At 70.6% G+C, this 25629-nt stretch carries 18 protein-coding genes and 1 pseudogene; 7 read left to right on the forward strand and 12 right to left on the reverse strand.

The window, feature by feature from the left end; all coding sequences use genetic code 11:
- Positions 1-8: 8 nt before the first annotated feature.
- From ACFYMM_RS37035 to ACFYMM_RS37060, 6 genes are all read right to left on the reverse strand, one after another.
- Complete coding sequence (locus tag ACFYMM_RS37035) at positions 9-7772, reverse strand: amino acid adenylation domain-containing protein (RefSeq protein ID WP_388395252.1); 7764 nt, start codon at positions 7770-7772, stop codon at positions 9-11.
- Positions 7773-7813: 41 nt separating this feature from the next.
- A complete protein-coding gene (locus ACFYMM_RS37040) occupies positions 7814-9001 on the reverse strand; it encodes an NAD(P)/FAD-dependent oxidoreductase (protein ID WP_388395255.1) in 1188 nt (395 codons plus the stop codon).
- Positions 9002-9238: 237 nt separating this feature from the next.
- Positions 9239-9472, reverse strand: coding sequence for a phosphopantetheine-binding protein (locus ACFYMM_RS37045; RefSeq protein WP_388395257.1), 234 nt, complete (start codon positions 9470-9472; stop codon positions 9239-9241).
- A gap of 36 nt (positions 9473-9508) precedes the next feature.
- A complete protein-coding gene (locus ACFYMM_RS37050; RefSeq protein WP_388395258.1) occupies positions 9509-11089 on the reverse strand; it encodes an amino acid adenylation domain-containing protein in 1581 nt (526 codons plus the stop codon).
- A 70-nt stretch (positions 11090-11159) separates the two neighbouring features.
- A complete protein-coding gene (locus tag ACFYMM_RS37055) occupies positions 11160-11837 on the reverse strand; it encodes an LmbU family transcriptional regulator (RefSeq protein WP_388395261.1) in 678 nt (225 codons plus the stop codon).
- A 94-nt stretch (positions 11838-11931) separates the two neighbouring features.
- Positions 11932-12147, reverse strand: coding sequence for an MbtH family protein (locus tag ACFYMM_RS37060; protein WP_388395264.1), 216 nt, complete (start codon positions 12145-12147; stop codon positions 11932-11934).
- Between the two features lie 469 nt (positions 12148-12616).
- Here ACFYMM_RS37060 and ccrA point away from each other — a divergent pair, with 469 nt between their 5' ends.
- Genes ccrA through ACFYMM_RS37075 form a run of 3 tightly spaced genes read left to right on the forward strand, consistent with a single transcriptional unit; the run spans position 12617 to position 15880 of the window.
- Positions 12617-13990 (forward strand): crotonyl-CoA carboxylase/reductase, encoded by a 1374-nt coding sequence (gene ccrA / locus ACFYMM_RS37065; RefSeq protein ID WP_388395267.1) that lies wholly within the window; start codon positions 12617-12619, stop codon positions 13988-13990.
- A gap of 16 nt (positions 13991-14006) precedes the next feature.
- Positions 14007-15002: a 3-oxoacyl-ACP synthase III family protein gene (locus ACFYMM_RS37070; RefSeq protein ID WP_388395270.1), complete on the forward strand. Its 996-nt coding sequence runs from the start codon at positions 14007-14009 to the stop codon at positions 15000-15002.
- Positions 14999-15880 carry a 3-hydroxybutyryl-CoA dehydrogenase gene (locus ACFYMM_RS37075; RefSeq protein ID WP_388395273.1) on the forward strand — a complete coding sequence of 294 codons (882 nt, stop codon included), beginning with the start codon at positions 14999-15001 and terminating at the stop codon, positions 15878-15880. Before ACFYMM_RS37070 ends, ACFYMM_RS37075 begins: the two co-directional genes overlap by 4 nt.
- A gap of 91 nt (positions 15881-15971) precedes the next feature.
- On the opposite strand, the gene ACFYMM_RS37080 is transcribed toward ACFYMM_RS37075, so the two are convergent.
- The gene (locus ACFYMM_RS37080; RefSeq protein WP_388395275.1) at positions 15972-17177 is read right to left on the reverse strand and encodes a serine hydrolase domain-containing protein; all 1206 of its coding nucleotides are present in this window, start codon (positions 17175-17177) and stop codon (positions 15972-15974) included.
- 522 nt (positions 17178-17699) lie between these two features.
- On the opposite strand from ACFYMM_RS37080, the gene ACFYMM_RS37085 reads away from it, so the two are divergent.
- Positions 17700-18323, forward strand: a complete 624-nt coding sequence (locus ACFYMM_RS37085; protein ID WP_388395279.1) for an LmbU family transcriptional regulator — start codon at positions 17700-17702, stop codon at positions 18321-18323.
- Between the two features lie 53 nt (positions 18324-18376).
- Here the strand turns inward: ACFYMM_RS37085 and ACFYMM_RS37090 are convergent, their stop codons facing one another.
- A complete protein-coding gene (locus ACFYMM_RS37090; RefSeq protein WP_388395281.1) occupies positions 18377-19024 on the reverse strand; it encodes an FMN-binding negative transcriptional regulator in 648 nt (215 codons plus the stop codon).
- Positions 19025-19468: 444 nt separating this feature from the next.
- Here ACFYMM_RS37090 and argB point away from each other — a divergent pair, with 444 nt between their 5' ends.
- Positions 19469-20380 (forward strand): acetylglutamate kinase, encoded by a 912-nt coding sequence (argB, locus tag ACFYMM_RS37095; RefSeq protein WP_388395284.1) that lies wholly within the window; start codon positions 19469-19471, stop codon positions 20378-20380.
- 65 nt (positions 20381-20445) lie between these two features.
- Positions 20446-20877, forward strand: a complete 432-nt coding sequence (locus ACFYMM_RS37100; protein WP_388395286.1) for a hypothetical protein — start codon at positions 20446-20448, stop codon at positions 20875-20877.
- 2 nt (positions 20878-20879) lie between these two features.
- On the opposite strand, the gene ACFYMM_RS37105 is transcribed toward ACFYMM_RS37100, so the two are convergent.
- Complete coding sequence (locus ACFYMM_RS37105) at positions 20880-21269, reverse strand: hypothetical protein (protein ID WP_388395288.1); 390 nt, start codon at positions 21267-21269, stop codon at positions 20880-20882.
- A 175-nt stretch (positions 21270-21444) separates the two neighbouring features.
- The gene (locus tag ACFYMM_RS37110) at positions 21445-21906 is read right to left on the reverse strand and encodes a nuclear transport factor 2 family protein (RefSeq protein WP_388395291.1); all 462 of its coding nucleotides are present in this window, start codon (positions 21904-21906) and stop codon (positions 21445-21447) included.
- A gap of 299 nt (positions 21907-22205) precedes the next feature.
- Here ACFYMM_RS37110 and ACFYMM_RS37115 point away from each other — a divergent pair, with 299 nt between their 5' ends.
- On the forward strand, positions 22206-24452 hold the full coding sequence (locus ACFYMM_RS37115) for an MMPL family transporter (RefSeq protein WP_388395295.1): 2247 nt from the start codon (positions 22206-22208) through the stop codon (positions 24450-24452).
- A 106-nt stretch (positions 24453-24558) separates the two neighbouring features.
- On the opposite strand, the gene ddaH is transcribed toward ACFYMM_RS37115, so the two are convergent.
- Positions 24559-25404 carry a dimethylargininase gene (ddaH, locus tag ACFYMM_RS37120; protein ID WP_388395298.1) on the reverse strand — a complete coding sequence of 282 codons (846 nt, stop codon included), beginning with the start codon at positions 25402-25404 and terminating at the stop codon, positions 24559-24561.
- Positions 25405-25491: 87 nt separating this feature from the next.
- A pseudogene (locus ACFYMM_RS37125) lies at positions 25492-25629 on the reverse strand (2-oxoacid:ferredoxin oxidoreductase subunit beta); the annotation flags it as partial.

Below are 25629 nucleotides of genomic sequence, written 5' to 3' on the forward strand. Positions count from 1 at the left end.
CGCGTCTCCTACACGGTCATCTTGCGAAGCTGGGGGCGGTTCGACGTGGCCAGCTCCTGGATCCGGTCCGCCAGTTGGGCGACGGTCGGATTGCGGAACACCGTCGTGACTTTCACGTCGACGTCGAGCTCGTTGCGGATGCGGCCGATCAGCCGGGTGGCGAGCAGCGAATGCCCGCCGTACTTGAAGAAGTCGACGTCGATGCCGGTCTCCTCCACGCCGAGCAGTTCGGCGAACAGCCGGCAGAGGACTTCCTCGTTGTGGTTGCGCGGCCCTCGTCCCGCCGCGGCCTCGGTGTGGTCGGGCGCGGGGAGCGCGCCGCGGTCGAGCTTGCCGCTCGGGGTGGTGGGGAACTCGGCGAGCGGCACGATCGCCGAAGGGACCATGTACTCCGGCAGGTTCTGCCGGACCAGGTCCGTCAGGGCCTCGACGTCCAGCCGGGCCGGGTCCGCCTGGCCGTCCGGCACGACGTACGCGACCAGCCGCTGGTCACCGGCGCGGTCCTCCCGCACGACGACCACCGCGTTGTCGACGTCCGGGTGCGCGGTCAGCGCCGACGCCACCTCACCCAGCTCGATGCGGAAACCGCGCACCTTGACCTGGAAGTCGGACCGCCCGATGTACTCGACCTGGCCGTCCTGGTTCCACCGCACGACATCGCCGGTGCGGTACATCCGGGTGCCCGGCGCACCGTACGGGCAGGCGACGAACCGGCCGGCGGTCAGCGCGCTCTGCCCGAGATAGCCCCGCGCGAGCCCGGTGCCGGCGAGGTACAGCTCACCGGCGACCCCCGGCGGGACCGGGCGCAGCGCCGCGTCCAGCACGTACACCTGGGTGTTCCAGATGGGTGCGCCGATCGGCACCCGGTCCGCCCCCGGCACGTGCTGCCACGCGGTGACCTCGACCGCCGCCTCGGTGGGGCCGTAGAGGTTGTGCACACCGCAGCCGGGCAGCAGGTCGACGACCTTGTTGGCCAGCGCGGCCGGGAAGGCCTCGCCCGCGACCTCGATCCAGCGCAGGCTGGTGCACTCCTTGGCCGAGGGCTCGGTGACGAACGCCTCCAGCAGGGAGGGCACGAAGTCCGCGCCGGTCACCCGTTCCCGCCGGATCAGGTCGGCGAGGTAGGCCGGGTCCCGGCGCCCGTCCGGACGCGCGATGACCACGGCGGCACCGGTCTGCAGCGGCGCGAACAGCTCGGGCACCGAGACGTCGAAGCTCGCCGTCGTGCTCAGCAGCACCCGGTCCTCGGCACCGACCTCGAAGTGGGCCAGACCCCACTTCAGCCGGTTCATGATCGACCGGTGTGCCACCTGCACGCCCTTGGGGCCGCCCGTGGAGCCGGAGGTGTAGATCACGTACGCGGCGTTGTCCGGCGACAGCGCGCGCGCCGGGTTGGTCTGCGGCTGTCCGGAGACGTCCGGCAGGTCCGCGTCGAGGACCAGCAGCGGCCGGGCGCTGTCCAGCACGTGCCGCACCCGGTCCTCGGGCAGTTCGGGGTCCACCGGCAGATAGGCCGCGCCGGCCTTGACCACCGCGTAGATCGCCACCATCAGGTCGACCGAGCGCGGGATGCGCACGGCGACCAGCCGCTCGGGGCCCGCGCCCCGCTCGACCAGCCAGTGCGCCAGCTGGTTGGCGCGCCGGTTGAACTCGCCGTAGGTCAGCGTCTCCTGCTCAGCGATCAGGGCCACCCGGTCGGGGTCGCGCTCCGCCTGGGCCTCGAACGCGCCCGGCAGAGTGTCGTCGGCCACCGGACGCGCCGTGTCGTTGACCCGCCGCACCAGCCAGTCCCGCTCCTGCTCCGACAGCACCTCCATGGCGCCGACCGGTGTCTGCGGGTCGTCGAGCACCTGGTCCAGCACCCGGACGAGCCGGGCGGCGACCACCTCGGCCGCGTCGCGGTCGAAGAGGGTGGTCTGGTAGTCGAGGGAGAGCCGCAGGTAGGGGTCGGAGGAGTTGAGGGTGAGCGGGTAGTGCGAGCCCGCGAAGGGGCGGATGGCGTCGATGGTGAAGCCCGCCGACTCGTTCGCCTCGACGATGCCCTCGCGGTCGATCGGGTAGTTCTCGAAGACGACGATCGTGTCGAACAGCGAGGGCACCCCGACGGCGCGCTGGATGTCGGCCAGCCCGTAGTAGTGGTGGTCGAGCAGGGAGATCTGGCGGTTCTGCAGGTCGGTGATGACCTCGCCCACGCTGTCGTCCGGCCGGCAGCGCACCCTCGTCGGCAGGGTGTTGATGAACAGGCCGACCATTTCGTCCGAGCCGGCGAGGTCCGCGGGACGGCCGTTGACGGCGGCGCCGAACACGACGTCGTGCTGCCCCGTCAGCTTCGAGAGCAGGACCGCCCACGCGCCCTGCAGGAGGGTGTTCAGCGTGACGCCGAGTTCGGCGGCGCGCCGGGCGAGTTCGCGGCCCTTGTCGATCGACAGCGGAACCTCGACGCGCCCGAGGGCCTTCGCCTCTCCCCGGACGGGGAGGTCCGCGGCCACCAGGGTCGGCTGGTCGAAGTCGGCCAGTTCCTCCTGCCACCGGGCGGCCGACGCGTCCCGGTCCTGCCCTGCCAGCCAGCCCAGGTAGTCGCCGTAGCTGCGGACCGGAGCCAGCTCCTCGGTGCCGGCGTACAGCCGGACCAGGTCCTTGATGACCAGCGGCGACGACCAGCCGTCGAAGAGGGTGTGGTGCGCGGTGAGGATGAGCTTCGCCTGCCGCGGCCCGCAGGTGAGCAGGGCCAGGCGGATCAGCGGCGGCCGGGAGGGGTCGAGCTGTTCGGCCCGGTCCTCGGCGAGGGCCTTGTCGACGGCCGCGATCTGCTCGGCCTCACCGAGGCCGGTCAGGTCGACGTGCCGCCAGGGGATGGCGATGTGCTCGGCGACGACCTGGACCGGTTCTCCGTCGGCTCCGGCGACGAACGCGGAACGCAGGTTCGGGTAGCGCTCCAGGAGCGCCTGCCCGGCCGCCCGCATGCGCGCCGGGTCCACGTGTCCGGACAGGTGCAGCAGGAACTGCATGTGGTAGACGTCGAAGGCGCCGTCGGCGAACGCGGCCTGGAACTGGATGCCCAACTGGCCCGGCGCCTGCGGCCACACCTCGGCCAGCCGGCCGTAGCGCTGCTCCCAGGCGTCGATCTCGTCCTGGCGCACCGAGACCAGCGGGGCGTCCGAGGGGGTGAGTCCGCCGGTTTCCGGGCGGGCGGCGTGTACGGCCATGCCGTGCAGCACCTGGGCCCACAGCTCGGCCAGTTCGGCGGTCCGCTCGCGGGACAGCACCCCGGTGGGGAACATGAAGGCGGCCTGTAGCCGGGTGCCGTCGGCGGTGTCCGTGACGACGGAGTTGACCTCCAGCGCGGACAGCGCGGGCAGGTCCGGGTCGGGCATCGCGATCAGCTCGGAGGACCAGTCGGCCGGCACCCATCCCTGGGCGCGCAGATGCTCGGGCACGTCGGCGTCGGAGATCCGGCCGAGGTAGTTGAAGCCGATCTGCGGTGCCGCGTACTCCTCCAGCTGGACGGCGGTCTCCGGGTTCAGCCAGCGCAGCAGTCCGTACCCCACGCCCTTGTCCGGCACCGAGCGCAGCTGTTCCTTGACCCGCTTGACGGCCTGGCCCGCGGCGGGACCGCCGGCCAGCACGTCGTCGAGGTCCACGCCCCGCACGTCCACCCGGGCCGGGTACATGCTGGTGAACCATCCGACGGTGCGGGAGAGGTCGGCGCCGGGGACGACGTCCTCCTCGCGGCCGTGCCCTTCCAGCCGGACCAGGGTCGAGCTGTCGTCACCGCGCCAGCGGGTGACCGCGAGGGCGAGCGCGGCGAGCAGCACGTCGGTGCCGGTGCCCTTGTAGGCGGCGGGGAGCCTGGTCAGCACCGCGTCGGTGACCTCGGCGGGCAGTTCGACGCGCACGGTGTCGAGGGTGGAGAACACGTCCACCGCCGGGTCGAACGCGCGGGTGCCCAGCGGCGGGTTGGGCGACTCCAGCGTGTCGCGCCAGTGGTCCAGTTCGTCCTCGCGCTCGGGGGAGAACGCCTCGTTCTCCAGCGCGGCGGCCCAGCGGCGGGCCGAGGTGCCGACCGCGGGCAGTTCGGGCGTCCTGCCGGAGCGGACCTGCTGCCATGCCTCGGCGAAGTCCGACATGAGGATGCGCCAGGAGACGCCGTCCACCACCAGGTGGTGCAGCACCACCAGCAGCCGGCCCTCGCCCGACTCGGCGGCGAACCAGACGAAGTCCGCCATGGTCCCGGCTTCCGGGTCGAGTCGCCCGGTCGCCTCGTCCAGTTCCGCCTTCGCCAGGCCGAGCAGGTCCGGCTCGTCCCACCGGCCGTCGCAGGCGACCCGGCGGATCAGGTCCGCGGCCCGCACGGCGCCCCGAGGACGCACTGCGAGGGAGAGTTCGTCGCCGCGCACCAGTCGCGCGCGCAGCAGGTCGTGCCGGTCGAGTACGGCGTCCAGCGTCGCGGCCAGTCCGTTCTCGTCGATGCCAGCGGGCAGCTCCAGCACCATCGACATGGCGAACCGGTCGATGCCGGCGCCGTGCTCGAAGACGTGCCGGGCCACCGGCTGCAGCGGCATCGGGCCGACGCCGCCGCCCTCGAGCTCCGCGAGCGCGGGCACCTGGTCCCGGCGGGCGGAGGCGACCTCGGCGAGCCGGGCCGCCGTGCGGCACTCGAAGATCTCCCGCGTGGTGAGGGTCAGGCCCCGGGCCCGGGCCCGCGCCACCACCTGGATGGACCGCAGGCTGTCCCCGCCCACCGCGAAGAAGTCGTCGTCGACACCGATCCGCTCCACACCGAGCACGTCCGCGTAGGCCGCAGTGATGATCGTCTCGGCCTCGGTGCGCGGCTCGCGGTAGGCCTCGCCGAGGAACTCCGGTTCGGGCAGCGCCGAGCGGTCCAGCTTGCCGGTCGGGCCGAGCGGCAGCCGGCCGAGGGCCACGAAGGCCGACGGCACCATGTAGTCGGGCAGCCGTGCCGCGACGAACTTGCGCAGTTCGGCGGCCGAGGCACCGGCCTGCACGTCCACGTCGCCGATACCGCCGGCGCCGTCGTCACCGACGGCCCCCTCGCCGGTGTGCACCACGTAGCCGACGAGCCGCCGGCCGCCCGAGGGCACCTCGCGGCTGATCACCACGGCCTCGCTGATGCCGGGGTGCGCGGTGAGCGCGGCCTCGACCTCGGCCGTCTCGATGCGGAAGCCGCGCACCTTCACCTGGCCGTCGCCGCGGCCGACGCACTCCAGCCGGCCCTGGGCGTTCCAGCGGGCCAGGTCGCCCGTGCGGTACATCCGCTCGCCGGGCGGGCCGAACGGGCTGGGCAGGTAGCGTTCGGCGGTCAGGGCGGGGTGGCCGTGGTAGCCGCGGCCCAGGCAGGTCCCGGCGACGTACAGCTCGCCGATCACGCCCTGCGGCACCGGGGCGAGTCCCGGGCCCAGGACGTAGGCGCGCATGTTGCCCAGCGGGGTGCCGATGGGCGCGACGTCGCCCTCCGCCCACTCCTCGCCGGCCGCGAGGGAGAAGGTGGTGGCGTAGAAGCTCTCGCTCTGCCCGTAGGAGTTCACGACCTGCACGCCGGGCAGGGCCTCGCGCAGCTGTCGTACCAGCCGGGCCGGGAGCACGTCGCCCGCGAGGACGACCGTGCGCACGTCCGTCGTCCGGTCCAGGTGGCCGACCAGTTCACCGAGGACCGAGGGGACCGCGCTGATCACGTGTCCGTCCCAGCTGTCCCGCTCGCCGAGCGTCAGCGCGTTCGGCACCACCTCGGCCGTGCCGCCGGTGGACAGGGTGGTCAGCAGCTCGAAGACGGAGACGTCGAAGTTGACCGAGGTGCCGGCCAGCATCCGCCAGCCGGGCGGCGCGTCGAGGACCCGTACCAGCTCGCGCACGCCGTTGACGAGGTTGCGGTGGGTGATCGCCGCGCCCTTCGGCTTGCCCGTGGAGCCGGACGTGTACATCACGTACGCCAGGTTGTCCGGGCCGAGCGGGGAGACCCGGGCGGTGTCGTCGGGCACCCCGGCGGGCGTGTCCCACTCCGCGCGCCGGTCGAGGTTGACGGTCGGGATGTCGTTGTCCGGCAGGTCCTGCCAGGTCTCGGTGTCGGTGACCGCGAACCTCGGGCGGGCCTCGGACAGCACGGTCTCCGCCCGCCCGCTGAGGTACTGGGGGTCCATCGGCACGTATCCGGCACCGGACTTGAGGATCCCGAGCAGGCCGACCACCAGGTCCTCGGTGCGCGGCAGAGAGAGGACGACCAGGTCCTCCGGACCGGCACCGAGCCGCACCAGCTCCCAGGCGACGCCGTTGGCCCGCTCGTCCAGTTCCCGGTAGGTCAGCGTCCGGTCCTCGCACACGATCGCCGGGGCGTCGGGCGTACTGGCCGCCTGACGTTCGAACAGCTCGGGGACGGTCAGCTCGGGCAGGTCGGTGGCCGTCTCGTTGAACCGGGTGAGCAGCTGGTTGCGCTCGGCCGGGTCGAGTACGTCGACGGTGCCGATCGCCCGCTGCGGGTCGGCCACGAGCCGGCCCAGTACGCGTACGAACCGCTGCGCGATGCCTTCGGCCGTGTCCCGGTCGAACAGGCTGGTGGCGTACTCCAGACGGCACTCGGCGCCGCCCGAGTTGTTCGGGAGCAGGTCGAAGAACAGGTCGAACTTGGCCGTGTTGGTCTCCAGCCTCTCGGTGCGCACGCCGAGGCCGGGCAGTTCCAGATCCGGCACGGGAGGCTGCCAGGAGAGCATGACCTGGAAGAACGGGTTGTAGGCGGTGGAGCGGTCCGGGTTGAGCAGTTCCACCAGTCGCTCGAACGGCATGTCCTGGTTGTCGTACGCGGCCAGGGACCGCTCCCGCACCCGCTGGAGCAGCTGACGGAAGGTGGGGGTCCCGGAGAGGTCGACGCGCAGCACCCAGGTGTTGACGAAGAACCCGACGAGGTCGCGCAGTTCCTCGTCGGTGCGGTCGGTGATCGGCGCGCCGATGGGCAGGTCGTCACCGCACCCGAGGTGGTGCAGGAGCACCGCCAGCGCCGAGTGCATGACCATCGACACCGTGGTCTCCGCCTCCGCGGCCAGCTTCTCCACGGCCCCCAGCAGGTCGGGGCCGATCGAGAACTGGACCCGGTCGCCCTCGGGGCTCATCACCCTGGGGCGCGGGCGGTCGGTCGGCATGGCCAGCGGCTGCGGCAGATCGGCCAACGCCTCACGCCAGTAGGCCAGTTGCCGGGACGCCAGGCTGTCCGGGTCGGACTCGTCACCCAGCACGTCCCGCTGCCACAGCGTGTAGTCCGCGTACTGCACCGGGAGCGGCTCCCACGCCGGGGCGCTGCCCTCCCTGCGGGCCGCGTAGGCGGTGGTGAGATCGCGGAACAGCGGCCCGAAGGACTCGCCGTCCACGGCTATGTGGTGCGCCACGACGACGAGGGTGTGCTCGCGCGGTCCGCACCGCACCAGCGTGGCGCGGATCGGGATGTCGGCGGCGAGGTCGAAGGTCTCGGTGGCAACCGCGTCGACCGCGGCCGCCCGCTCCTCCTCGGTGGCCTCGACGACCGGCAGGTGGAACGGCTTCTCCCCGGACGCCAGCACCTGCTGGTGCGGCACGCCGTCGTCGCCCTCGACGATGACCGTGCGCAGGACCTCGTGCCGGTCGATGACGTCGCGGAGCGCCGCCTGCAGCGCCTCCACGTCCAGCTCACCGGTCAGCCGCAGGGCGAAGGAGCCGTTGTAGGTCGGTGAAGGGCCTTCGAACTGGTCCACGAACCACAGCCGACGCTGCGCGAACGACAACGGGATCATTGAGTCTCCAAAATCGGCAGAACCAGGGAGCGAGCCGTCACTCAGCTCTGGTCGAGCAAGGTCAACAGTTCGTCGTTGTAGAAGTCGTCGATGGAGCACGCCCCCGACAGCGTCGAGAAGTACCGGTCGACCAGTTCCTGGTGTCCGACCAGCTTCCGCAGCATCTCGACCCGCCCCTCGGGCTTGAGTTCGGCCACGTTGAGCGCGCCCTGGTAGTGGCTGAAGGCGTCGTCGCCCAGGTTGTCCTCGTAGCGGCCGAGCGCCGCCGTGAGCGCGGCGTCGTCGTGCAGCCGGTCCCCGATGTACTCGGTGAGCGTCTGGGCCTGGACGAAGGCTTCGGTGATGCCGCGGGCGGTGATGGAGTCCTTGTGGTTCACCGCGTCACCGACCAGCACCCAGCCGGGACCGAACGCCTTGCGGAAGTAGTTCTCCTGGTGCCCTGTCCCGTACAACTGCTCGACGCGCTCGCCGGATCGCATCCGCTCGTACAGTTCGGGCGCCGTGGAACGGAAGGTCTCCAGGTAGAACGGCTCCACTCCCTTGCGGACGTCGTGGTACTCGTCCTGCGGGAAATAGGTCATGAGCAACGTGAGGTCGTCGTTGGTGGGGATGACACCGACCCAGCGCCCCGGCCGCTCGTACAGCTCGAAGTGCGCCGGGACCCCGGCCCAGTAGCTGTAGTAGGTGCAGGTCAGCCGCGGGTGCTCGATGACGTTCGGGGCGCCGGCCTTGCGGGCCACCAGGGAGCGCATGCCGTCCGCGCCGACGACGAGGCGGGCCCGGTCCGTCGCCTGGACGCCGCCGGGCGTGGTGTACCGCACGCCGACGACCCGGTCGCCCTCGAAGACCAGGTCGTTGACCGCGCACGACTCCCGGAACTCCACACCGGCCGCGACGGCACCGTCCGCGAGGATCGGGTCGAGCACGTACCGCCTCGGGGCGTACGTGGTCCGCAGGCCGTCGATCGGCAGGGAGAAGCCGTCGATGCGGACGCCGGGCCCCTCGTAGCTCTGGTGGGTGATGGGCCGGCAGCCGGCCTCGCGGAGCTTGTCGAGCAGCCCCCAGCGCTTCAGGAGTGCCACGCCCTCCAGGTGGATGTAGTGCGAGGACAGCGTGTCCTGCGGGAAGCGCGCCTTCTCCAGCAGCAGGACCCGGTACCCCTGCTGAGCGAACAACATGGCCGTGGGCGAGCCCGCGCATCGGGCACCTATGACAATCACGTCGTACATAGCGCCACTCCTACCAGATTGTTTTTTGACCGCACAGCGATCTCAGCCGGAAATTTAGCGTTTCTCAAGCGCGCTATCGACGCAGCGGACGGAATACCCGCTAAACGAGCACGAATTTGATGTTAGCCGTCCCGACCGGCTCGGGAAATACATATGGAAACGGGCTGGCCGTAAAAACACTTCGGGCCGTGTTGTGTCTCGCCGGCGAGACACAACACGGCCCGAAGGGCCTTGAGACTACCGGGTTTTCACCGCGTCCAGGGATGCGATGTACGCGGAGATCGTCGCCACCGTGGGGTTGAGGTACATCTGGTCCATCGGCACCTCGACGCCCAGCTCCTCGATGTAGGCGCCCTGGATCCTGGCCATGATCACCGACTGTCCGCCCAGGGCGAAGAAGTCGTCGTCACCCGATATGTCATCGCGCTTGAGTTCCCGGCACCATATGGTGCGCACCCCGTCGGAAATCATCACCGAATTCCTCTCGATTGTCATCACGGGCCGCCGTCATGCCGCCGTGGCGCTACCGGCGCGCTGGTTCGTGTACGCGTCGACCAGCGCCGCGCGGTCCACCTTTCCGTGCGGACTCAGCGGGAGCCGCGGGACGGTGACGAACGCGGCCGGGACCATGTTCCGCGGCAGGGTATGAAGGAGACCGGTGCGCACGTCGTTCTCGGCGAGGTCCTCCCCCGCCGGGACAATGAACGCGGTCAGTTCGGCCTCGCCGGCGCCGGTGCGGGTGACCACCACGGCGGCCTCCCTGACGCCGGCCAGCCTGGCGAGCGCGCGCTCGATGTCGGTGGGGTCGATGCGCATGCCCCGCACCTTCACCTGCGCGTCGATCCTGCCGAGGACGATGAGTTCGCCGGCCTCGGTGACGTAGCCGCGGTCGCCCGTGCGGTACACCCGGCGCGGCTTGCCGTCGACCTCGATCGTCGTGAACTTCTGGTTCTCCGGGCCCGTGTTGAGGTAGCCCGCGCCGACGCTGGACCCGGCGATGCAGATCTCGCCCTGCTCCCCCGGCGCGACCCCCCGCAGCTGCGCGTCCAGGAGGTGGATGTCGGTGTTGTAGGCCGGCCTGCCGACCGGTGCGACCTGTCCGCCGAGCCGGTGCCCGGCGAGGTCGTAGGAGGTCGCGACGTCCGTGCACTCGGCGACGCCGTACTGGTGCAGGAGGGTGCAGGTGTTGCCCTCGCGACGGGCCCAGTCGGCGATGCGCTCGAACTTCAGCGGCTCCCCGCCGAAGAGCATGTAGTCGAGCCGGGTGAGCGCGTCACCGCCCCGCGCGGTCTCCCAGTCCACCAGCAGGTACAGGGTGCTGGAGGCACAGTGGATCACGCGGATGTCGTGCTCGGTCAGCATGCGGTAGGCCAGCATGGCGTCGAAGTTCCGGCTCGCCATCAGGTACTGCGTGGCGCCGCAGAACAGCGGTGTCATCAGGGCCCGCTGGGAGAGGTCGAACCCGAACGCGCTGACGACCAGGTTGTTCGACCCCTGGTGCAGGCCGTACTCCAGCTTCAGCCAGTTCATCAGGTTGAACCAGCCCTCGTGCCGCACCGCGGTCAGCTTCGGCGTACCGGTCGAGCCGGACGTGAAGACGGCGTAGCACACGTCGTCCCCGGTGACCGGGACGGCCGGGGCGGTCGCCGGCAGACCCGACAGGTAGTCCGCCAGCCGTCCGAGGTCGATGACCTCGACGGCCGCCGACTCGACCAGTGCGGCCGTCGCCGGCGAGGCCACGATCAGGGCGAGGTCGGGCACCTGGTCCAGCAGCAGCTGGAGCCTGGCCGACGGGTAGGCAGGGTCGAACGGCACGTAGGCCGCGCCGGCCTTCAGCGTGCCGAGGATGGCGACGAGCATGTCGACCGAGTAGTCGAGGCACACGCCGACCTTGGCGCCGCGGCCGTGTCCGCACGTCGCGAGGAAGTGCGCGAACCGGTTGGCCGCCGCGTCCAGTTCCGCGTACGTCACCTGCTGTCCGGCACAGAAGACGGCGACGGCGTCGGGGGTGGCCTTCGCGTGCGCCTCGAACTGCTTGTGGACCACGGGCGCCGAGGGCAGGGCAACCCGCTTTCCCTGAAGGATCATCAACTGACTCCGATGTGACAGGTGTCCGATCAGCCGAGCCGCCGGTGCACCAAGGGAACGGGCTGTGCCTCTAGGCGGTGAGCCGATCGGTGGCGTCGAGCACCTGGGTCACCCACTTTTCGACGGGCAGACCGTGCGCGGCGGCCAGTTTCGAGTAGTAGTCGAGCTGGTCGGCCGACAGCTCGATGGTGAGCGTGGCGGCCTTCCGCAGACGCTTGTCGGCGCCCGCCGACTCGGCGAGCCGGGGCACCTCCTGCTTCTCGTCGGCGCCGCCCGGGGGGATCTCGCTGTCGCGGCTCTGCTCGGCCAGGCTGGCGCGCACCGCCCTGCGCAGTTCGTTGCGCGACCACTTCTGCTGCTCCGCCTTGCGCAGCCAGTAGTCCTGCTCCGGTGGCGACAGGCGCGTCACCTCGGCGTGGTGGGCGAAGCTGAGGCTGTCCCGCCTGCGGTGGTGCTCGAACCGGCGGGCGACCCACGCGTAGTTGCGCAAGGTCTGGTAGTCGAGCCCGGTGCGCTCGATCGCCTCCTTGTACCGCCGCCACCCGTAGGTGGCCTCCCCGTAGATCAGCCAGTCGGCGAGCCACCACGCCGAGGAGTTCGTCAGTTCGCGCAGGCTGGCCCCGATGCGCTCCCAGGACCGCTCCGAGAGGTCCTTCGGGAGGATCATCCCCGACTTCTGCACCGTCGCCTGCTGCCCCACGAAGGAGAGGACCACGTCGCGCTGCGCGGGCTCACCGCCGGTGGCCATCGGTTTCGGTTTGTAACTGCTAGCGGTTCTCACAGGATGTCCCCCACAACCTTCGTCTCCCAGCCGGCGTTCTCCCGCGGAATTCGAGCGGATCTCAGTCGACCGCCATGGCCTCCCGCAGGCTCTTGGGCCGCATGTCGGTCCAGTTCTGCTCGACGTACTCCAGGCACTCGGACCTGGCCGCCTCGCCGAACACGACCCGCCAGCCTGCGGGCACCTCGGCGAACACCGGCCACAGGGAGTGCTGCTCCTCGTCGTTGACCACGACGTAGAAGCGGCTGTCCTGATCATCGAAGGGGTTGGTACTCAACTGCCACCGTCCTTAACCGCCACGAGAAGACTCGGGATTGGAATTCGTCAGGAGAAGCCCCTGGGGCCGGTCCGGGCCGGGTCCGCCGACGCCGTCGTCCTGTCGACAGGACACCCGGCATGCTCCCGCGCCCCATGAATGCTGACGAACTTATGACTCGAACGCCAGCATCACAAGGCCGGAAGAATCCTTGCCGCCTGCCCGTCCGCCCGAACCTGTACCGCACTGGGGCGCTGTGCCACTATGACCGAGCAGTGGTCCATTGAAGGGCCGCTCGAATTCGGGTTCAGCCGATTTCCCCCCGCCGACGCGATCGGGAGCGCGCGCAGCCGACGTACGGTCTGCGCGGCTGACCCGTCAGGGCCTGGTCTCCTGCCTGGACAGACGCGGGACGAGCCCCACCCCCAGCGGAACACCGTCGCACAGCGGCGACCGCGTTTGCGCCGCGACAAGGGCAAAGGAATTCCTGATGGACGCATTGGCCGAAGCCGCTCTCGCGGGTGCTTCGCCTGACGAACTGGTCCGGCAGAGCGTGCCGGACGAGTACCTGGCCGCGTACCTGCACGAAGAGGACGCCCGCATGTTCGACGGCGTCCCGGACAGGGACGTGCGCCGCTCGCTCCGGGTCGGAAGGGTGCCGATGCCCGAACTGGCGCCGGACGAGGCGCTGGTCGCGGTCATGGCCAGCTCCGTCAACTACAACACGGTCTGGTCGGCGCTGTTCGAACCGCTGCCCACCTTCGACTTCCTGCGCCGGTTCGGCCGCCAGGGCGGGTTCGCCGCCCGGCACGACCGGCCGACGCATGTGATCGGTTCGGACGCCGCCGGTGTGATCGTGCGGGTCGGCTCGGGGGTTCGGCACTGGGGGGTCGGCGACCATGTGGTCGTCTCACCGTCCTACGTGGACGACCAGGAGCCCGCGACGCACGCCGACGGCATGCTCGGCACGGAGCAGCGTGTGTGGGGCTTCGAAACGAACTTCGGCGGCCTGGCCCACTACGCGGTGGTGCGGGTCAGCCAGCTGGTGCCCAAGCCCGCGCACCTGACCTGGGAGGAGGCCGCGTCCCTGTCGCTGTGCGGCAGCACCGCCTACCGGATGCTGGTCAGCGACCGCGGTGCGCGCATCAAGCAGGGCGACGTCGTGCTGATCTGGGGGGCGACCGGCGGTCTCGGCGCCTACGCGGTGCAGCTGGTCAAGGCGGGCGGCGGCATCCCGGTCGGTGTGGTCAGCTCGGAGGAGAAGGCCGAGGCGCTGCGTCGGCTGGGCTGTGACGTGGTCATCAACCGCAACGACATCGGCCTGGGCGGCCACACCCCGAGCCCGGACGAGACCATCGCCATGGGCAAGCGGCTCGGCAGGCGGATCCGGGCCGAGGTGGGCGAGGACCCGCACGTGGTGTTCGACTACGTGGGCGCCGCCACCTTCGGGATCTCGGTGTTCGTGGTGCGCAAGGGCGGTGTGGTCGTCACCTGCGGGTCCAGCACCGGCTACCAGCACCAGTACGACAACCGATACCTGTGGATGAACCTGAAGCGGATCATCGGCAGTCACGCGGCCAACCTGCAGGAACTGCGGGAGTTCAACCGGCTGGTGCAGCTGGGCAAGCTCATGCCGGCGCTGTCCACCGTGTATCCGCTCGACGAGATCGGCGAGGCCGCCCGGCTGGTGCAGAACAACCAGCACATGGGCAAGGTCGGTGTGCTGTGCCTGGCCCCGCGGACCGGGCTCGGGGTCACCGACCCCGAGTCGCGTGCCCGGATCGGCGCGGACCGGATCAATCCGCTCCGGGTCCCGGACCGGTCCCCGAGCCCGGTACCGGTCCTCGCCGGGCCCGCCAGGTGACGAGGGGGAGGCGAGAGTGACCGAGCACGCCGTGAGCATCCTGGGGACGGGCTCGTACGCGCCCAAGGAGGAGATCAGCAACACCGAGGTGGCCGAGCGCGTGGGCGTCGAGGCGGAGTGGATCGAGCGCAAGACGCAGATCCTGAACCGGCGCTACGCCGCCGAGAGCGAGGCGACCTCCGACCTCGCCACGCGGGCCGCCCAAGAGGCGCTGGAGAACGCGGGGCTGACCGCCGACCAGGTGGACTACCTCATCGTGGCCACCTCGACCGGGGACTCGCCGCAACCGCCGACCAGCTATCTGGTGCAGAACCGGCTGGACGCCTGGAACGCGGCCTGCTTCGACATCAACGTGGTGTGCAGCGGTTTCGTGTACGGCCTCGTGCTGGCGCGCAGCCTGATCGCGGTGCACCCGGGCGCCCGCGCGCTGGTGGTCGGCGCCGACGTCTACTCGCGCATCCTGGACTTCACCGACCGCAGGACCGCGGTGCTCTTCGGCGACGGCGCGGGTGCGGCCGTGGTCGGCGCGGCGGCCGAGCCGGGCCTGCTCGCGTTCCACCTGGCCAGCCGGGGCGACGCCGGCGGCCTGATCCGGGTCGAGGCGGGCGGCAGCCGGCTGCCGAGCAGCCATCAGACCGTGGACGACGGCGCCCACTACTTCCGGATGAACGGCCGCGGGGTGCGGGACTTCGTGATGGAACAGGTGCCGCCGGCCCTGGCGGCTCTGTGCGCGAAGGCAGGCGTCGGCCTCGACGAGGTGGACCACTTCGTCCCGCACCAGGCCAACGGAGTACTGCTGGATGAGTTGGTGGAGCGGTCCGGGCTGTCCGGCGCGCACACCCACCTGGTACTGAAGGAGTTCGGCAACATGGGCAGTGCGGCGGTGCCGTTCGCGCTCGACCGGGCCAACCGGGGCAACGAGCTGTCCGACGGCGATCTGGTTCTGATGGCCGGTTTCGGTGGGGGTATGTCCATCGGCGCCTGCCTGCTGCGGTGGGGGGTGTCCGCATGACCGGCACCGTCAGCACGCCCGGTGGCATCCACCGGGTGGGGATCGTCGGCAGCGGCACGATGGGCGCCGGGCTCGCCGAGATCTGCGGCCGGGCCGGGCTGGACGTGGTGGTCGTGGCCTCCGGGCCCGCCTCCGTGCCCGCCGGGCGGGGGCGGCTGGTCTCCTCGCTGGACCGGGCCGTGAGCCGCGGCAAGATGTCCGGGGCCGACCGGGACGCCACACTGGAGCGCATCGCGTTCACCACCGACCTCGACGACCTGGCCGACCGCGACCTCGTGGTGGAGGCGATCCGGGAGAACGAGGTCGAGAAGTCCGAGCTGTTCGTGGCCCTGGACAAGGTCGTCGAGTCCCCGCACGCCATCCTCGCGTCGAACACCTCGTCGATCCCGATCATGCGCCTGGCCAGGGTCACCGGTAGGCCGGAGCAGGTGGTCGGCCTGCACTTCTTCAACCCGGTGCCGGTGATGCCGCTGGTGGAGCTGATCGGTTCGCTGCTCACCGGGGAGCCCACCCTGCGGCGCATGGACGAGTTCGTCGGGGGCGCCCTCGGCAAGACCCCGATCCGCTCGCCCGACCGGGCCGGCTTCGTGGTCAACGCCCTGCTCATCCCCTACCTGCTGAGCGCGATCAGGATGGTCGAGTCCGGCTTCGCCACGGCCGACGTGGTCGACCAGGGCATGACGCTCGGCTGCTCGCACCCCCTGGGGCCCCTGCGGCTGACCGACATGATCGGCCTGGACGTCGTCGCCGCGATCGCCGAGTCCCTGCGGGCGGAGTTCCGCGAACCGCAGTTCACCCCGCCCGCCCTGCTGCTGCGGATGGTGGAGGGCGGACTGCTGGGCAAGAAGTCCGGCCGCGGCTTCTACGCCTACTCCTGACCGGTTCGTGACAGACGTCGACGCCCCGGCGGTCGAACGGGGGACATCCGGTGTCCCGTTCGACCGCCGGGGCGTGTCGTGGCCGGTCGGGCTACTTGTCGCAGAACTCCGCCTTCAGCTCGGCGTCGAAGACACCGATCGGCGCCTGCATGGACCAGCCCGTGCCGTACAGCCAGTCGCCGTTGACGTTGGTGGAGAGCAGGTGTCGGCCGTCCCGGGTGCCGTAGGTGTAGGTCCAGGAGCCCTCGGTGCCGCCGAACATGCCGTACACGGTGGTGCCGCAGGACAGCGTGGTCGAGGCGATGCCGTACCCGTAGTTCATGCCCGGGATCCAGTTGGTGGTCTGGGACATGGTGAACATCTCCTGCTGCTCGGCGGGCGGCAGCAGCCGGCCGCGCAGGAGCGCGCCGAAGAAGGTGTCGAGGTCGCCGGTGGTGGAGATCATGTCGCCGGTGGCGAAGACCAGGCCGGGGTTCAGCTCGGTGACGTCGTAGGACGGGATGTCGGAGCCGGACTGGTTGAGGTGGGAGTAGGCGCGGCCGTGCGGGCCGTCGATCCCGGTGTCGCCGGCGGCCGGCTCGTAGGTGCCGGTCAGGTGGAGCGGGCGGGCGATGCGGTCGTGGATCTCGTCGGCCAGGCTCCGCCCGGTGGCCTTCTCGATGATCAGGCCGGCCAGCACGTAGTTGGTCTCGGAGCTGCCCCAGCTGGTGCCGGGGGCGAAGGCCGGCGGGTAGGCGACGGCGAGGCCGACCAGCTGCTCGGGGGTCAGGCTGTCGAAGCGGTGCTCAAGGAAGGCGGTGCCGATGACGTCGCCCAGGATGGTGCTGGAGAGCACGTAGTTGTAGATCCCGCTGGTCTGGTTGAGCAGTTGACGAACGGTGATCTTGCTGCCGTCGTAGCCGTTGCCGTCGACCAGACCGGGCAGCCACCGCTCCACCGAGTCGTCCAGGCTCACCTTGTGCTCGGCGACCAGCTGCAGCATCACGGTGGCCACGAACGTCTGGCTGGTGCCGCCGATCCGGAACCGGTTCTGCGGCTGCTGCTGGGCCCCCGTGCCGAGGTCGGCCACCCCGGCGCGGCCGAACCAGTTCCCGTCGCGGCCGTCGACGATCTGGGCGGTGGCGCCGGGCAGACCGCCCTCGGTCACCGCGCGGTTCAGCACGTCCTGAACCCCGGAATGGGAGTCCAGGTGGCCGGTTCTGGTTCTGGTCGCGGCGGTGGCGGGTGCGGCTGTCGTCAGCGCCAGCAGCGCGCCGGCGGCGAGCAGGCCGGCGGCCGCGCGGATCCTGAGCTTCATGGGTGTCCCCCTGGGGTGGTGTACGGCCGGTCGTGGTGAACCGCTCGCCGGACAGTGCGGAGATGAGCACGCACGCCTGTGCGTGCTGCTGACTTTGCTGGCGCCAACTGGAGCACGGAACGCATGGCACTGGAGCCCTCGGACCGGGACGGCCGGCCGTCGAGGAACGCTGCAAGGCGAGCCGGAAACGGTTCGAGATCCGCTGGGGGGTCAGCCGCCCCCGGGGAAGGCGCCCCCGCACGGGAACGGCACCTGCCTGCACCGGGAAGTGAAATGTCCGTCTGCGGAGATCACGGAGGTCCGCCCGCACGGATGTCGGCGCGTCGGACACAAGTCGTAATTCATGGGCACTCCAGGACGGCGTGTCAGGCTCCCACCTGTTCGCACGCGTTACATGGAGGCCTGATGGCGATTCACGCCAGCAACGTCGAACGATCGGGAAACGGACAGACCGGACCGGAGCGGACCGTGGTGCCACAGCAGCGGAGGCTGCCCGGGGAGCCGCCACGCCGGGGTCAGGTCATGACCACGAAGGTCGGCCTGCGGATGCCCGCCGGGGCGTCCTTCGACGAGTGGGAACAGGCCGGCCGCCAGCTGTCCGGCATCGTCGACTCCTCGTCCTGGTGGCTCGGCGACTGGCTGGTGTTCGGCAAGGACCACTACGTGGACCGCTACCAGCACGGCATCCGGGCCGTCGGGCTGCAGTACCAGACCCTGCGCAACTACGCCTGGGTCTCCCGTCGGTTCGAGTTCGACCGGCGGCGCCCCGCGCTGACCTTCCAGCACCACGCGGAGCTCGCCTCGCTGCCGTTGGACCAGCAGGAGACGTGGCTCGACCGCGCGGAGCAGAACCGTTGGACCACCAAGCAGCTGCGCCGCGCCATCCGTGCCTCCCGTGAGCTGGGCGGACGGACCGGCACCGCCGTCGAGCCGGTCCGCCGGCTCGAACTCCCCGGCGGCCGGATCCGGTCGTGGCACCAGGCCGCCGAGCAGCTGGGCGTCGACTTCGACCAGTGGGTGATGGCGAGCCTCGACCGTGCGGCCGCCCGCGTCCTGGGAGACCTCAAGGAACTGCCCGAAGTGCGTGGGCTCAAGGGCATCGGCGGCCTGTCCGAAGCCGAGCGCCCGGCCGCCATCAGCGCCTGAGCACGCTTCCTCCGGTGAGCTGTGCCGGGCCCTGACCGCTCAGGGCCCGGGCTTCACGGCAGCCGGCCGATCAGTTCGGCCGTCGCGCGCTTGTAGGTGCAGGCGCTGCCGGCGAAGGACTCCCGCACCCGCTCCCGGACCTCGCCGGGCTGCTCCTGGCTGAGTTTGAACATCCCGTCGCTCCCGGTCACCCGCACCCGGAAGGCGCCCACCGCCGGTCCGATCTTGCGGAAGTAGCCGAGCGACTCGCTCATGTCCCAGCCGGTGCCGAAGTCACGCTCGTAGGCCCGCACGGTGGCCTGCACCACGTCCATGGCGTCGTCCATGGAGTCGAACTTCTCCACCACGCCCCGCACGTGGACCGAGGTGAAGTTCCAGGTCGGAGCCGCCGGGGTCACCTGGTACACGGTCGGCGAGACATAGGAGTGCGGGCCGGTGAAGGTCAGCAGGACCGCGTCGCCGTCCGCGAGCGCCTTCCAGTGCGGGTTGGCCCGGTTCATGTGCGCCAGCAAAGCAAGCCCGGACAGATCGTCCGCGAACCCGGTGGCGTCCTGCGCCGGGTCGGGGATCACCGGCAGATGGGTGGCGAACGGAATGCCCCCAGGGCTGCCGTTGGACACCGCGAGAGCCAGCGGATTCTCTCGGATCAGATCGATTTTCCATGAACTGTCCGGTTCACGATAGAAACTCGGGACGAACATCCGGGATGCACCCTCTCCGTGGTCCGACTCAAGACCGCCGTCCTGTCGACCGGACGACGAACGCCGTCCGCCTTCTCGAGTGACTCCGGTGCGATCTTTCCTCGCTTCTCATGCTGACGTCGAAGAGTTCTCCGGGCAATGCCGAACTGCCGTCTTGCGCACCGGCGGAGAATCCTCAGCGGTTGTCGAGCGATTTTCCAGCGCACTTCCAGACGGCTTCCAGGGGACTTTTAGAGGATGTGCAGCGGACTTTCAGCACGGCGGTCAGGTAGCCGTCGTGCGTGTCCTGTCGACCGGACATCCAGTTGCCGTCGACCCGAACTCGACCACTTCTACAGGTAATCGGCGCCAGAGCTTCCGCCCGCGCCGGCCGGCTCGCGATGATGGACCGGAAACTACAGCCCGGCCGCGCATTCACCACGGCCGACGATTGCGAGGTTTCTCATGACGCCCAGTTCGCATTCAGCGCTGTCCAAGGCCCGGTCCGTCGGCGAGGCACTGCCGTGGCTGGCCCGCCACCAGGGCCGGACGGTCGTCATCAAGCTGGGCGGCCACGCCATGGTCGACGCGGAACTGACCGCGGCCTTCGCCCGTGACATCGCCTTCCTGCGCTACGCCGGTCTGCGGCCGGTGGTCGTCCACGGCGGCGGCCCGCAGATCGACCGGGAGCTGGCACGCCAGGGTCTGCAGCGGGAGTTCCGGGCCGGGCTGAGAGTCACCTCGCCGCTCGCGATGGACGTAGTCCGGATGGTGCTGACCGGACAGGTGCAGCGCGAACTGGTCGGTCTGATCAACAGTCACGGCCCGCTGGCCGTCGGGATGAGCGGCGAGGACGCGGACACCCTCACCGCCACCCGGCTGATGCCGTGGATCGACGGCGAGGCGGTCGATGTCGGACGGGTCGGCAGCATCACCCGGGTGGACACCACGACCCTGCACACCCTGCTGGAGGCCGGCCGGATCCCGGTGATCTCCCCTGTCGCCCGCAGCGCCGAGGACGGTGGCGTCTACAACGTCAACGCCGACACCGCGGCGGCCGCGCTCGCCACGGCGCTGGGCGCCGAGGCGCTCGTCATCCTGACGGACGTGGCGGGTCTGTACGCGGGCTGGCCGCACAGCGAGGAGATCATCCAGCGGCTGACGGCCGGCGAGTTGGAGAAGCTGCTGCCGGAGCTGAGCGACGGCATGGTGCCCAAGATGACCGGCTGCCTGCACGCCGTACGGGGTGGCGTGGGCGCGGCCCGGGTGATCGACGGGCGGGTCCCGCACTCGGTCCTCGTGGAGATGTTCAGCGAGGACGGGGTCGGCACGGTGATCGTGCCGGACCGGGACGAGGCGGAGGTCATGGCGGCGTGAACGGGCGACGACGACAGCGACGGCACCCCGGCGACAACACTTCGGCGAAGGCGAGGGCAGTGCCCGTGACACACACCCTGGGCCCCTCCCGCGCCCGGCTCGTCCTGGTGGGCGACCCGGTGGCGGACCCACCGGCCGGCGCTCCCGAGTACGGCGACGGTGATCACGCCGATCACCGCGGTGCCGGGCCGGGTGATGCCGAGTTCCGTCAGGCACCCCGGACCGGTCCGCCCGCCGCTCTCATCCGTCTGCGGTTCGCCGATGCGGTCGCGCTCGGCCGTGCCCGTGCCGCCTTCGGCGCCGGAGCGGGCCGGGGCCTCGGCGACGCGTCGAGCGACGTCGCGACGCTCACCCTCCAGATCCGCGGCGACGCCGGCACCGAGACCCTCCGCAGCGTGCTCACCGTCCTCGACGCGGCGGCGGTCACGGCCGAGTCGCTGACCGTGCACACCAACGAACTCGACGACGTCTTCGCCGCGTTCACGAACCTGCCGTGACGTCAGGAAACGAACGACCAGAGGCAGACCACTCCCACGGTGCACGCCGCGGCCGATCCACACATCCAGTACAGGGAAACGGAGTTGAGAGGCACCCTGTCCCAGGGCTTCTCCTCCTGTTCCGCGATGTCGGCCGCGACCCTTTTCGCGACCGGCGCCAGCATGATGACGAGCATCAGCAGGGCGCAGCTGTAGAAATACAGCGTGTGCGACACGGAGTAGCCCTTTGTCACCGCGTTGGGCAGGAGGAACACCCAGCCGGCCAGCGGGGCTGTGACCATGCGCAGCCTCGCCTTCGGGGTCGGCATGCACCGGTGCATCACCGCCAGGTAGACGACGGTGACACCGGCCGCGATGAGCCACCAGTCGGCTGTGGTCGGGTGGGCGGTCATGCTCGCGGCTCCTCCTGGGAAGATCCCCTGCACACATCTCGGAATGCTCGAACAACCATACGTATCCGATGATCCGGCCTGAACGGCCGCGTCCGGCAGCGAGAGCGGCTGAACCCTGCCGTCTTCCGGCACCCTCCCCCCGACGCGGCCCGGTCGCCCCGCTGGCCCCCCGCGCTCAGGCCAGATCGTCCCGGGTCACCCGGCGGTGCGCGGTGCGCCAGGTGGTGTGGGTGCGGACCAGGACGTCCTCCATGACGTACGCGTACAAGGCCTTGGAGCTGCCACCGCTCGGCGTGAGGTACACCAGGGCCGAGCAGCGGGTGTGCAGCGACCCGTCCGCCTGGGGCTGTACGTCGAGCATGCCGACCCAGTGGTTGAGGCGGCCGCCGGCCCGCCGCTGCCGTGCCGCGCCGGCGCGCACGTAGTGGGCGAGCCCGTCGCGCGCCAGCACCGGCGCGGGCAGTGAGGGCAGTTCGAAGACGGCGTCCTCGGTGAAGGTGGCCGCCCAGCGCTCGGTGTCGTGCGCGTCGAGTATCTGCATCTGGTGCGCGTAGAACCGCTGCACCTGCGCGTACAGGGCGGCGAACTTCCGGCTCTGCAGGGCGCGTTCGGCGGAGCCCGCCAGCTCGACGGTCATGATCTCGGCCTCCGCCTCCGTCCGTGCCCGGGGCACTCCAAGGAATCAGAACTCGGTACGGACAGTGTTCGAGGCCCAACTCGAGCTTCTTTCAAATCATCCTCAAGTGCTCCCGGCGACGCTGGACACCGCGGGGGCGCAACAGCCCCCGCGGCCCGACGACCCGACCTCCCCCTCGTGCACGCGCGCGACCACGACGACGTCCCATCCGCCCCCACCCTCTGGACGTGACCGGCGACCGGTCCCGGCAGCACCACCGATCCCCTCACATTCCGCGTAAGAGCAGGAGTCTGTACGACATGGCCACCTTCCTCTCATCAGTGGGCCGCTTCGCCTTCCGGCGACGCGGCCTGGTGACCCTGCTGTGGCTCGCCGTCCTCGTCGGAATCGGCGTCGCCGCCTCGTCCGCGCCCGCACCGCCCGCCGACACGTTCTCCATGCCGGGCACCGAGTCCCAGAAGGCCTTCGACCTGCTCAAGGACAAGTTCCCCGCGGCGAACGCGAGCGGCGCCACCGCCCGTGTGGTGCTGCGCGCCCCGCAGGGCCACAAGCTCGCCGACCCGGAGGAGAAGGCCAAGGTCGAGGACCTGGTCGCCCGGCTCGGCAAGGCACCCGAAGTGGCCGCCGTCTCCGACCCGTTCAAGGCGAACACCGTCAGCAAGGACGGCACCACCGCCTACGCGATCGCCACCTACAAGGTCGCCGCCACCAAGCTGGACGACAAGGCGCACAACGCTCTCACCGACACCCTCGACCACTTCCGCAAGAGCGGTCTGACCGTCGAGGCCGGCGGTGACGCGGTCAAGCTGGACGCGGGCTCGGGCAGCGGCACCGAGGGCATCGGCATCCTGGTCTCCGCCCTCGTCCTGATCCTCACCTTCGGCTCGATGATCGCCGCGGGCATGCCCCTGCTGACCGCGCTCATCGGCGTCGCCATCGGCATCTCCGCGATCACCGCGCTCGGCTCCACCCTGGGCCTGTCGAGCACCACCTCCACCCTGGCGATGATGATCGGCCTCGCCGTCGGCATCGACTACGCCCTGTTCGTCATCTCCCGCTACCGCGCCGAACTCTCCGAGGGCCGTGAGCGCCAGGACGCCGCCGCACGCGCCGTCGGCACCGCCGGCACCGCCGTCGTCTTCGCCGGACTCACCGTCATCATCGCCCTGGCGGGCCTCGCCGTCGTCAACGTGCCGATGCTCACCAAGATGGGCCTCACCGCGGCCGGCACGGTCGCCATCGCGGTCCTCGTCGCCACCACACTCGTCCCCGCGCTCCTCGGCTTCGCACCGGTCAAGGTCATGCCCCGCGCCGAGCGCAAGCGGTTCTACGGCAAGCCGCTGAGCGCCCGTCAGCAGCGCAAGGCGGACAAGCGGGCCGCACGCCAGAAGCCGAACCTCGGCACCCGCTGGGCCGCGTTCGTGGTCCGCCGCCCGCTGTTCGTCCTGCTCGTCGGTGTCGTGGGCCTGGGCGCCCTCGCCATCCCCGCGGCCGGCATGCAGCTCGGTCTGCCGAGCGAGGGCACGTACGCGAAGGACACCACCCAGCGCAAGGCCTACGACATCCTGTCCGACTCCTTCGGGGCCGGCTTCAACGGTTCGCTGACCGTCACGGTCCAGGGCAGGGACACGGCCGCCGCGGCGGGCCGGGTCGGCGAGCAGCTCGCGAAGATCAAGAATGTCGAGAAGGTGAGCCCCGCGGCCACCAACCCCAAGGGTGACACGGCGATCATCAACGTCGTACCGAAGACCGGTCCGCAGGACCGCGCCACCGAGGAACTGGTCCGGACGATCCGCGGCATGAAGGACGAGTTCCGGTCCGCCGACGGCGCCACGGTCCTGGTCACCGGCCAGACCGCCCTCTACATCGACTTCTCCAAGACCCTCGACGACGCCCTCCTGCCCTACCTGGGTCTGGTCGTCGGCCTCGCCTTCCTCCTGCTGCTGCTGGTCTTCCGCTCGGTCCTCGTCCCGCTCAAGGCGGCCCTGGGCTTCCTGCTCTCCATCAGCGCCTCGCTCGGCGCGCTCGTCGCGGTCTTCCAGTGGGGCTGGTTCGCCAAGAGCCTCGGCATCGAGCAGCAGGGTCAGATCATGAGCACGCTGCCGATCTTCATGATCGGTGTGGTCTTCGGTCTCGCGATGGACTACGAGGTCTTCCTCGTCGCCCGGATGCGGGAGGCGTACGTCCACGGGGCGAGCCCCTCCGACGCGGTGGTCACCGGCTTCCGCTACGGCGGACGCGTCGTCACCGCCGCCGCGATCATCATGGCCAGCGTCTTCTCCAGCTTCATCCTGGACACGAACGACTTCGTGAAGATGATCGGTTTCGGTCTCGCCGCCGCCGTGCTCTTCGACGCCTTCGTGGTCCGCATGGCGCTGGTGCCGGCCCTGTTCGCCCTGCTCGGCAAGTCCGCCTGGTGGCTGCCGCGCTGGCTGGACCGGCTGCTGCCGAACATGGACGTGGAGGGCGAGAAGCTCAACCGCTTCCCGGCCGCCGCCCCGATCCCCGGCCCGCGCCACGAGCGGGAGCCCGTCTACACGGGCTGACCTGCCCCCTCTGACGCCGGACCGCGAATCCCCCGTCCGGACCGGCCATCGGCCACCGCCGACCCGAGTGCCTCACGGCACAGGGCCGGCGGTGGCCGGTGTCGTCCTACAGGACGAGGGTGCAGCACTTGACGCTGCCGCCCGCCTTGAGCAGCTCGCCCAGCTCCACGCCGATCGGGTGGAAGCCGCGGTCCTTCAGCTTCTCGACGAGCCCGGTGGCCGCCTGCGGCAACAACACGTTGAGGCCGTCGGAGAAGGCGTTCAGGCCGAACACCGCCGCGTCCTCGTCCGTGGCCAGGATCGCGTCGGGGAACATCTCCCGCAGGACCGCCCGGCTGCCCGGCGTGAAAGCCGCCGGGTAGTACATGATCTCGGTCGGCGAGAGCACCGCGAGGGCGGTGTCCAGGTGGTAGAAGTTCGGGTCGACCAGCGTCAGACCGGTCACCGGCAGTCCGAAGAACTCCTGCGCCTCGGCGTGCGAACGCGGATCGGTGCGGAACCCGGTCCCGGCCAGCAGCCGCCGCCCGACCCGCAGGTAGTCGCCCTCGCCCTCGTTGACGAACTCCGGCCACAGGGTCTCGCGGTACCCGTTCCGCTCGAACCAGTCCAGATAGGCCGGCCCCTCCGCGGTCCGCTCCCGGTGCCGGAACCGCGCGCCCAGCACCTTGCCGTCGACCACGGTGGCACCGTTGGCCGCGAACACCATGTCCGGCAGGCCCTCGATCGGCTCGATCACCTCGACGGTGTGTCCGAGCGACACGTACAGCTCCCGGAGCGCCTCCCACTGCCGCAGGGAGGCCGCGGTGTCCGTCGGTTTCTGCGGGTCCATCCACGGGTTGATGCTGTACGTGACGTCGAAGTACTGCGGGCGGCACATCAGCAGACGGCGCGGGACCGCCTCCCGTACCGCACGGACGGCCCATTCCTCGTCGGCGACGCCGTTCGAAGGCATGGCGGGTTCCTCCTTGTGAGAGTGGGGAGCGAGAGTACGAACCCGGCGCCGCGGGGGTGTGCGGCGCCGGGTGTCAGAGGGGGCACGTCAGCCGATGACGGTCCAGGTGTCGCCGCCGGCGAGGAGGGCTGCGAGGTCGCCCTTGCCGCGCTGTTCGACGGCGGTGTCGAGCTGGTCGGCCATCAGGGTGTCGTAGACGGGCCGGTCGACGGAGCGCAGGACACC

Origin of the sequence: Streptomyces sp. NPDC006739 (assembly GCF_042869815.1) — a bacterium.
In the GTDB taxonomy this organism is placed as follows: domain Bacteria; phylum Actinomycetota; class Actinomycetes; order Streptomycetales; family Streptomycetaceae; genus Streptomyces.

What these genes read in the sequence shown, in the direction of transcription:
- ACFYMM_RS37035 (WP_388395252.1), bottom strand. Translation starts at nt 7,772, where the DNA reads ATGATCCCGTTGTCGTTCGCGCAGCGTCGGCTGTGGTTCGTGGACCAG.
- ACFYMM_RS37040 (WP_388395255.1), bottom strand. Translation starts at nt 9,001, where the DNA reads ATGTACGACGTGATTGTCATAGGTGCCCGATGCGCGGGCTCGCCCACG.
- ACFYMM_RS37045 (WP_388395257.1), bottom strand. Translation starts at nt 9,472, where the DNA reads ATGATTTCCGACGGGGTGCGCACCATATGGTGCCGGGAACTCAAGCGC.
- ACFYMM_RS37050 (WP_388395258.1), bottom strand. Translation starts at nt 11,089, where the DNA reads ATGATCCTTCAGGGAAAGCGGGTTGCCCTGCCCTCGGCGCCCGTGGTC.
- ACFYMM_RS37055 (WP_388395261.1), bottom strand. Translation starts at nt 11,837, where the DNA reads ATGGCCACCGGCGGTGAGCCCGCGCAGCGCGACGTGGTCCTCTCCTTC.
- ccrA (WP_388395267.1), top strand. Translation starts at nt 12,617, where the DNA reads ATGGACGCATTGGCCGAAGCCGCTCTCGCGGGTGCTTCGCCTGACGAA.
- ACFYMM_RS37075 (WP_388395273.1), top strand. Translation starts at nt 14,999, where the DNA reads ATGACCGGCACCGTCAGCACGCCCGGTGGCATCCACCGGGTGGGGATC.
- ACFYMM_RS37080 (WP_388395275.1), bottom strand. Translation starts at nt 17,177, where the DNA reads ATGAAGCTCAGGATCCGCGCGGCCGCCGGCCTGCTCGCCGCCGGCGCG.
- ACFYMM_RS37085 (WP_388395279.1), top strand. Translation starts at nt 17,700, where the DNA reads ATGACCACGAAGGTCGGCCTGCGGATGCCCGCCGGGGCGTCCTTCGAC.
- ACFYMM_RS37090 (WP_388395281.1), bottom strand. Translation starts at nt 19,024, where the DNA reads ATGTTCGTCCCGAGTTTCTATCGTGAACCGGACAGTTCATGGAAAATC.
- argB (WP_388395284.1), top strand. Translation starts at nt 19,469, where the DNA reads ATGACGCCCAGTTCGCATTCAGCGCTGTCCAAGGCCCGGTCCGTCGGC.
- ACFYMM_RS37105 (WP_388395288.1), bottom strand. Translation starts at nt 21,269, where the DNA reads ATGACCGCCCACCCGACCACAGCCGACTGGTGGCTCATCGCGGCCGGT.
- ACFYMM_RS37110 (WP_388395291.1), bottom strand. Translation starts at nt 21,906, where the DNA reads ATGACCGTCGAGCTGGCGGGCTCCGCCGAACGCGCCCTGCAGAGCCGG.
- ACFYMM_RS37115 (WP_388395295.1), top strand. Translation starts at nt 22,206, where the DNA reads ATGGCCACCTTCCTCTCATCAGTGGGCCGCTTCGCCTTCCGGCGACGC.
- ddaH (WP_388395298.1), bottom strand. Translation starts at nt 25,404, where the DNA reads ATGCCTTCGAACGGCGTCGCCGACGAGGAATGGGCCGTCCGTGCGGTA.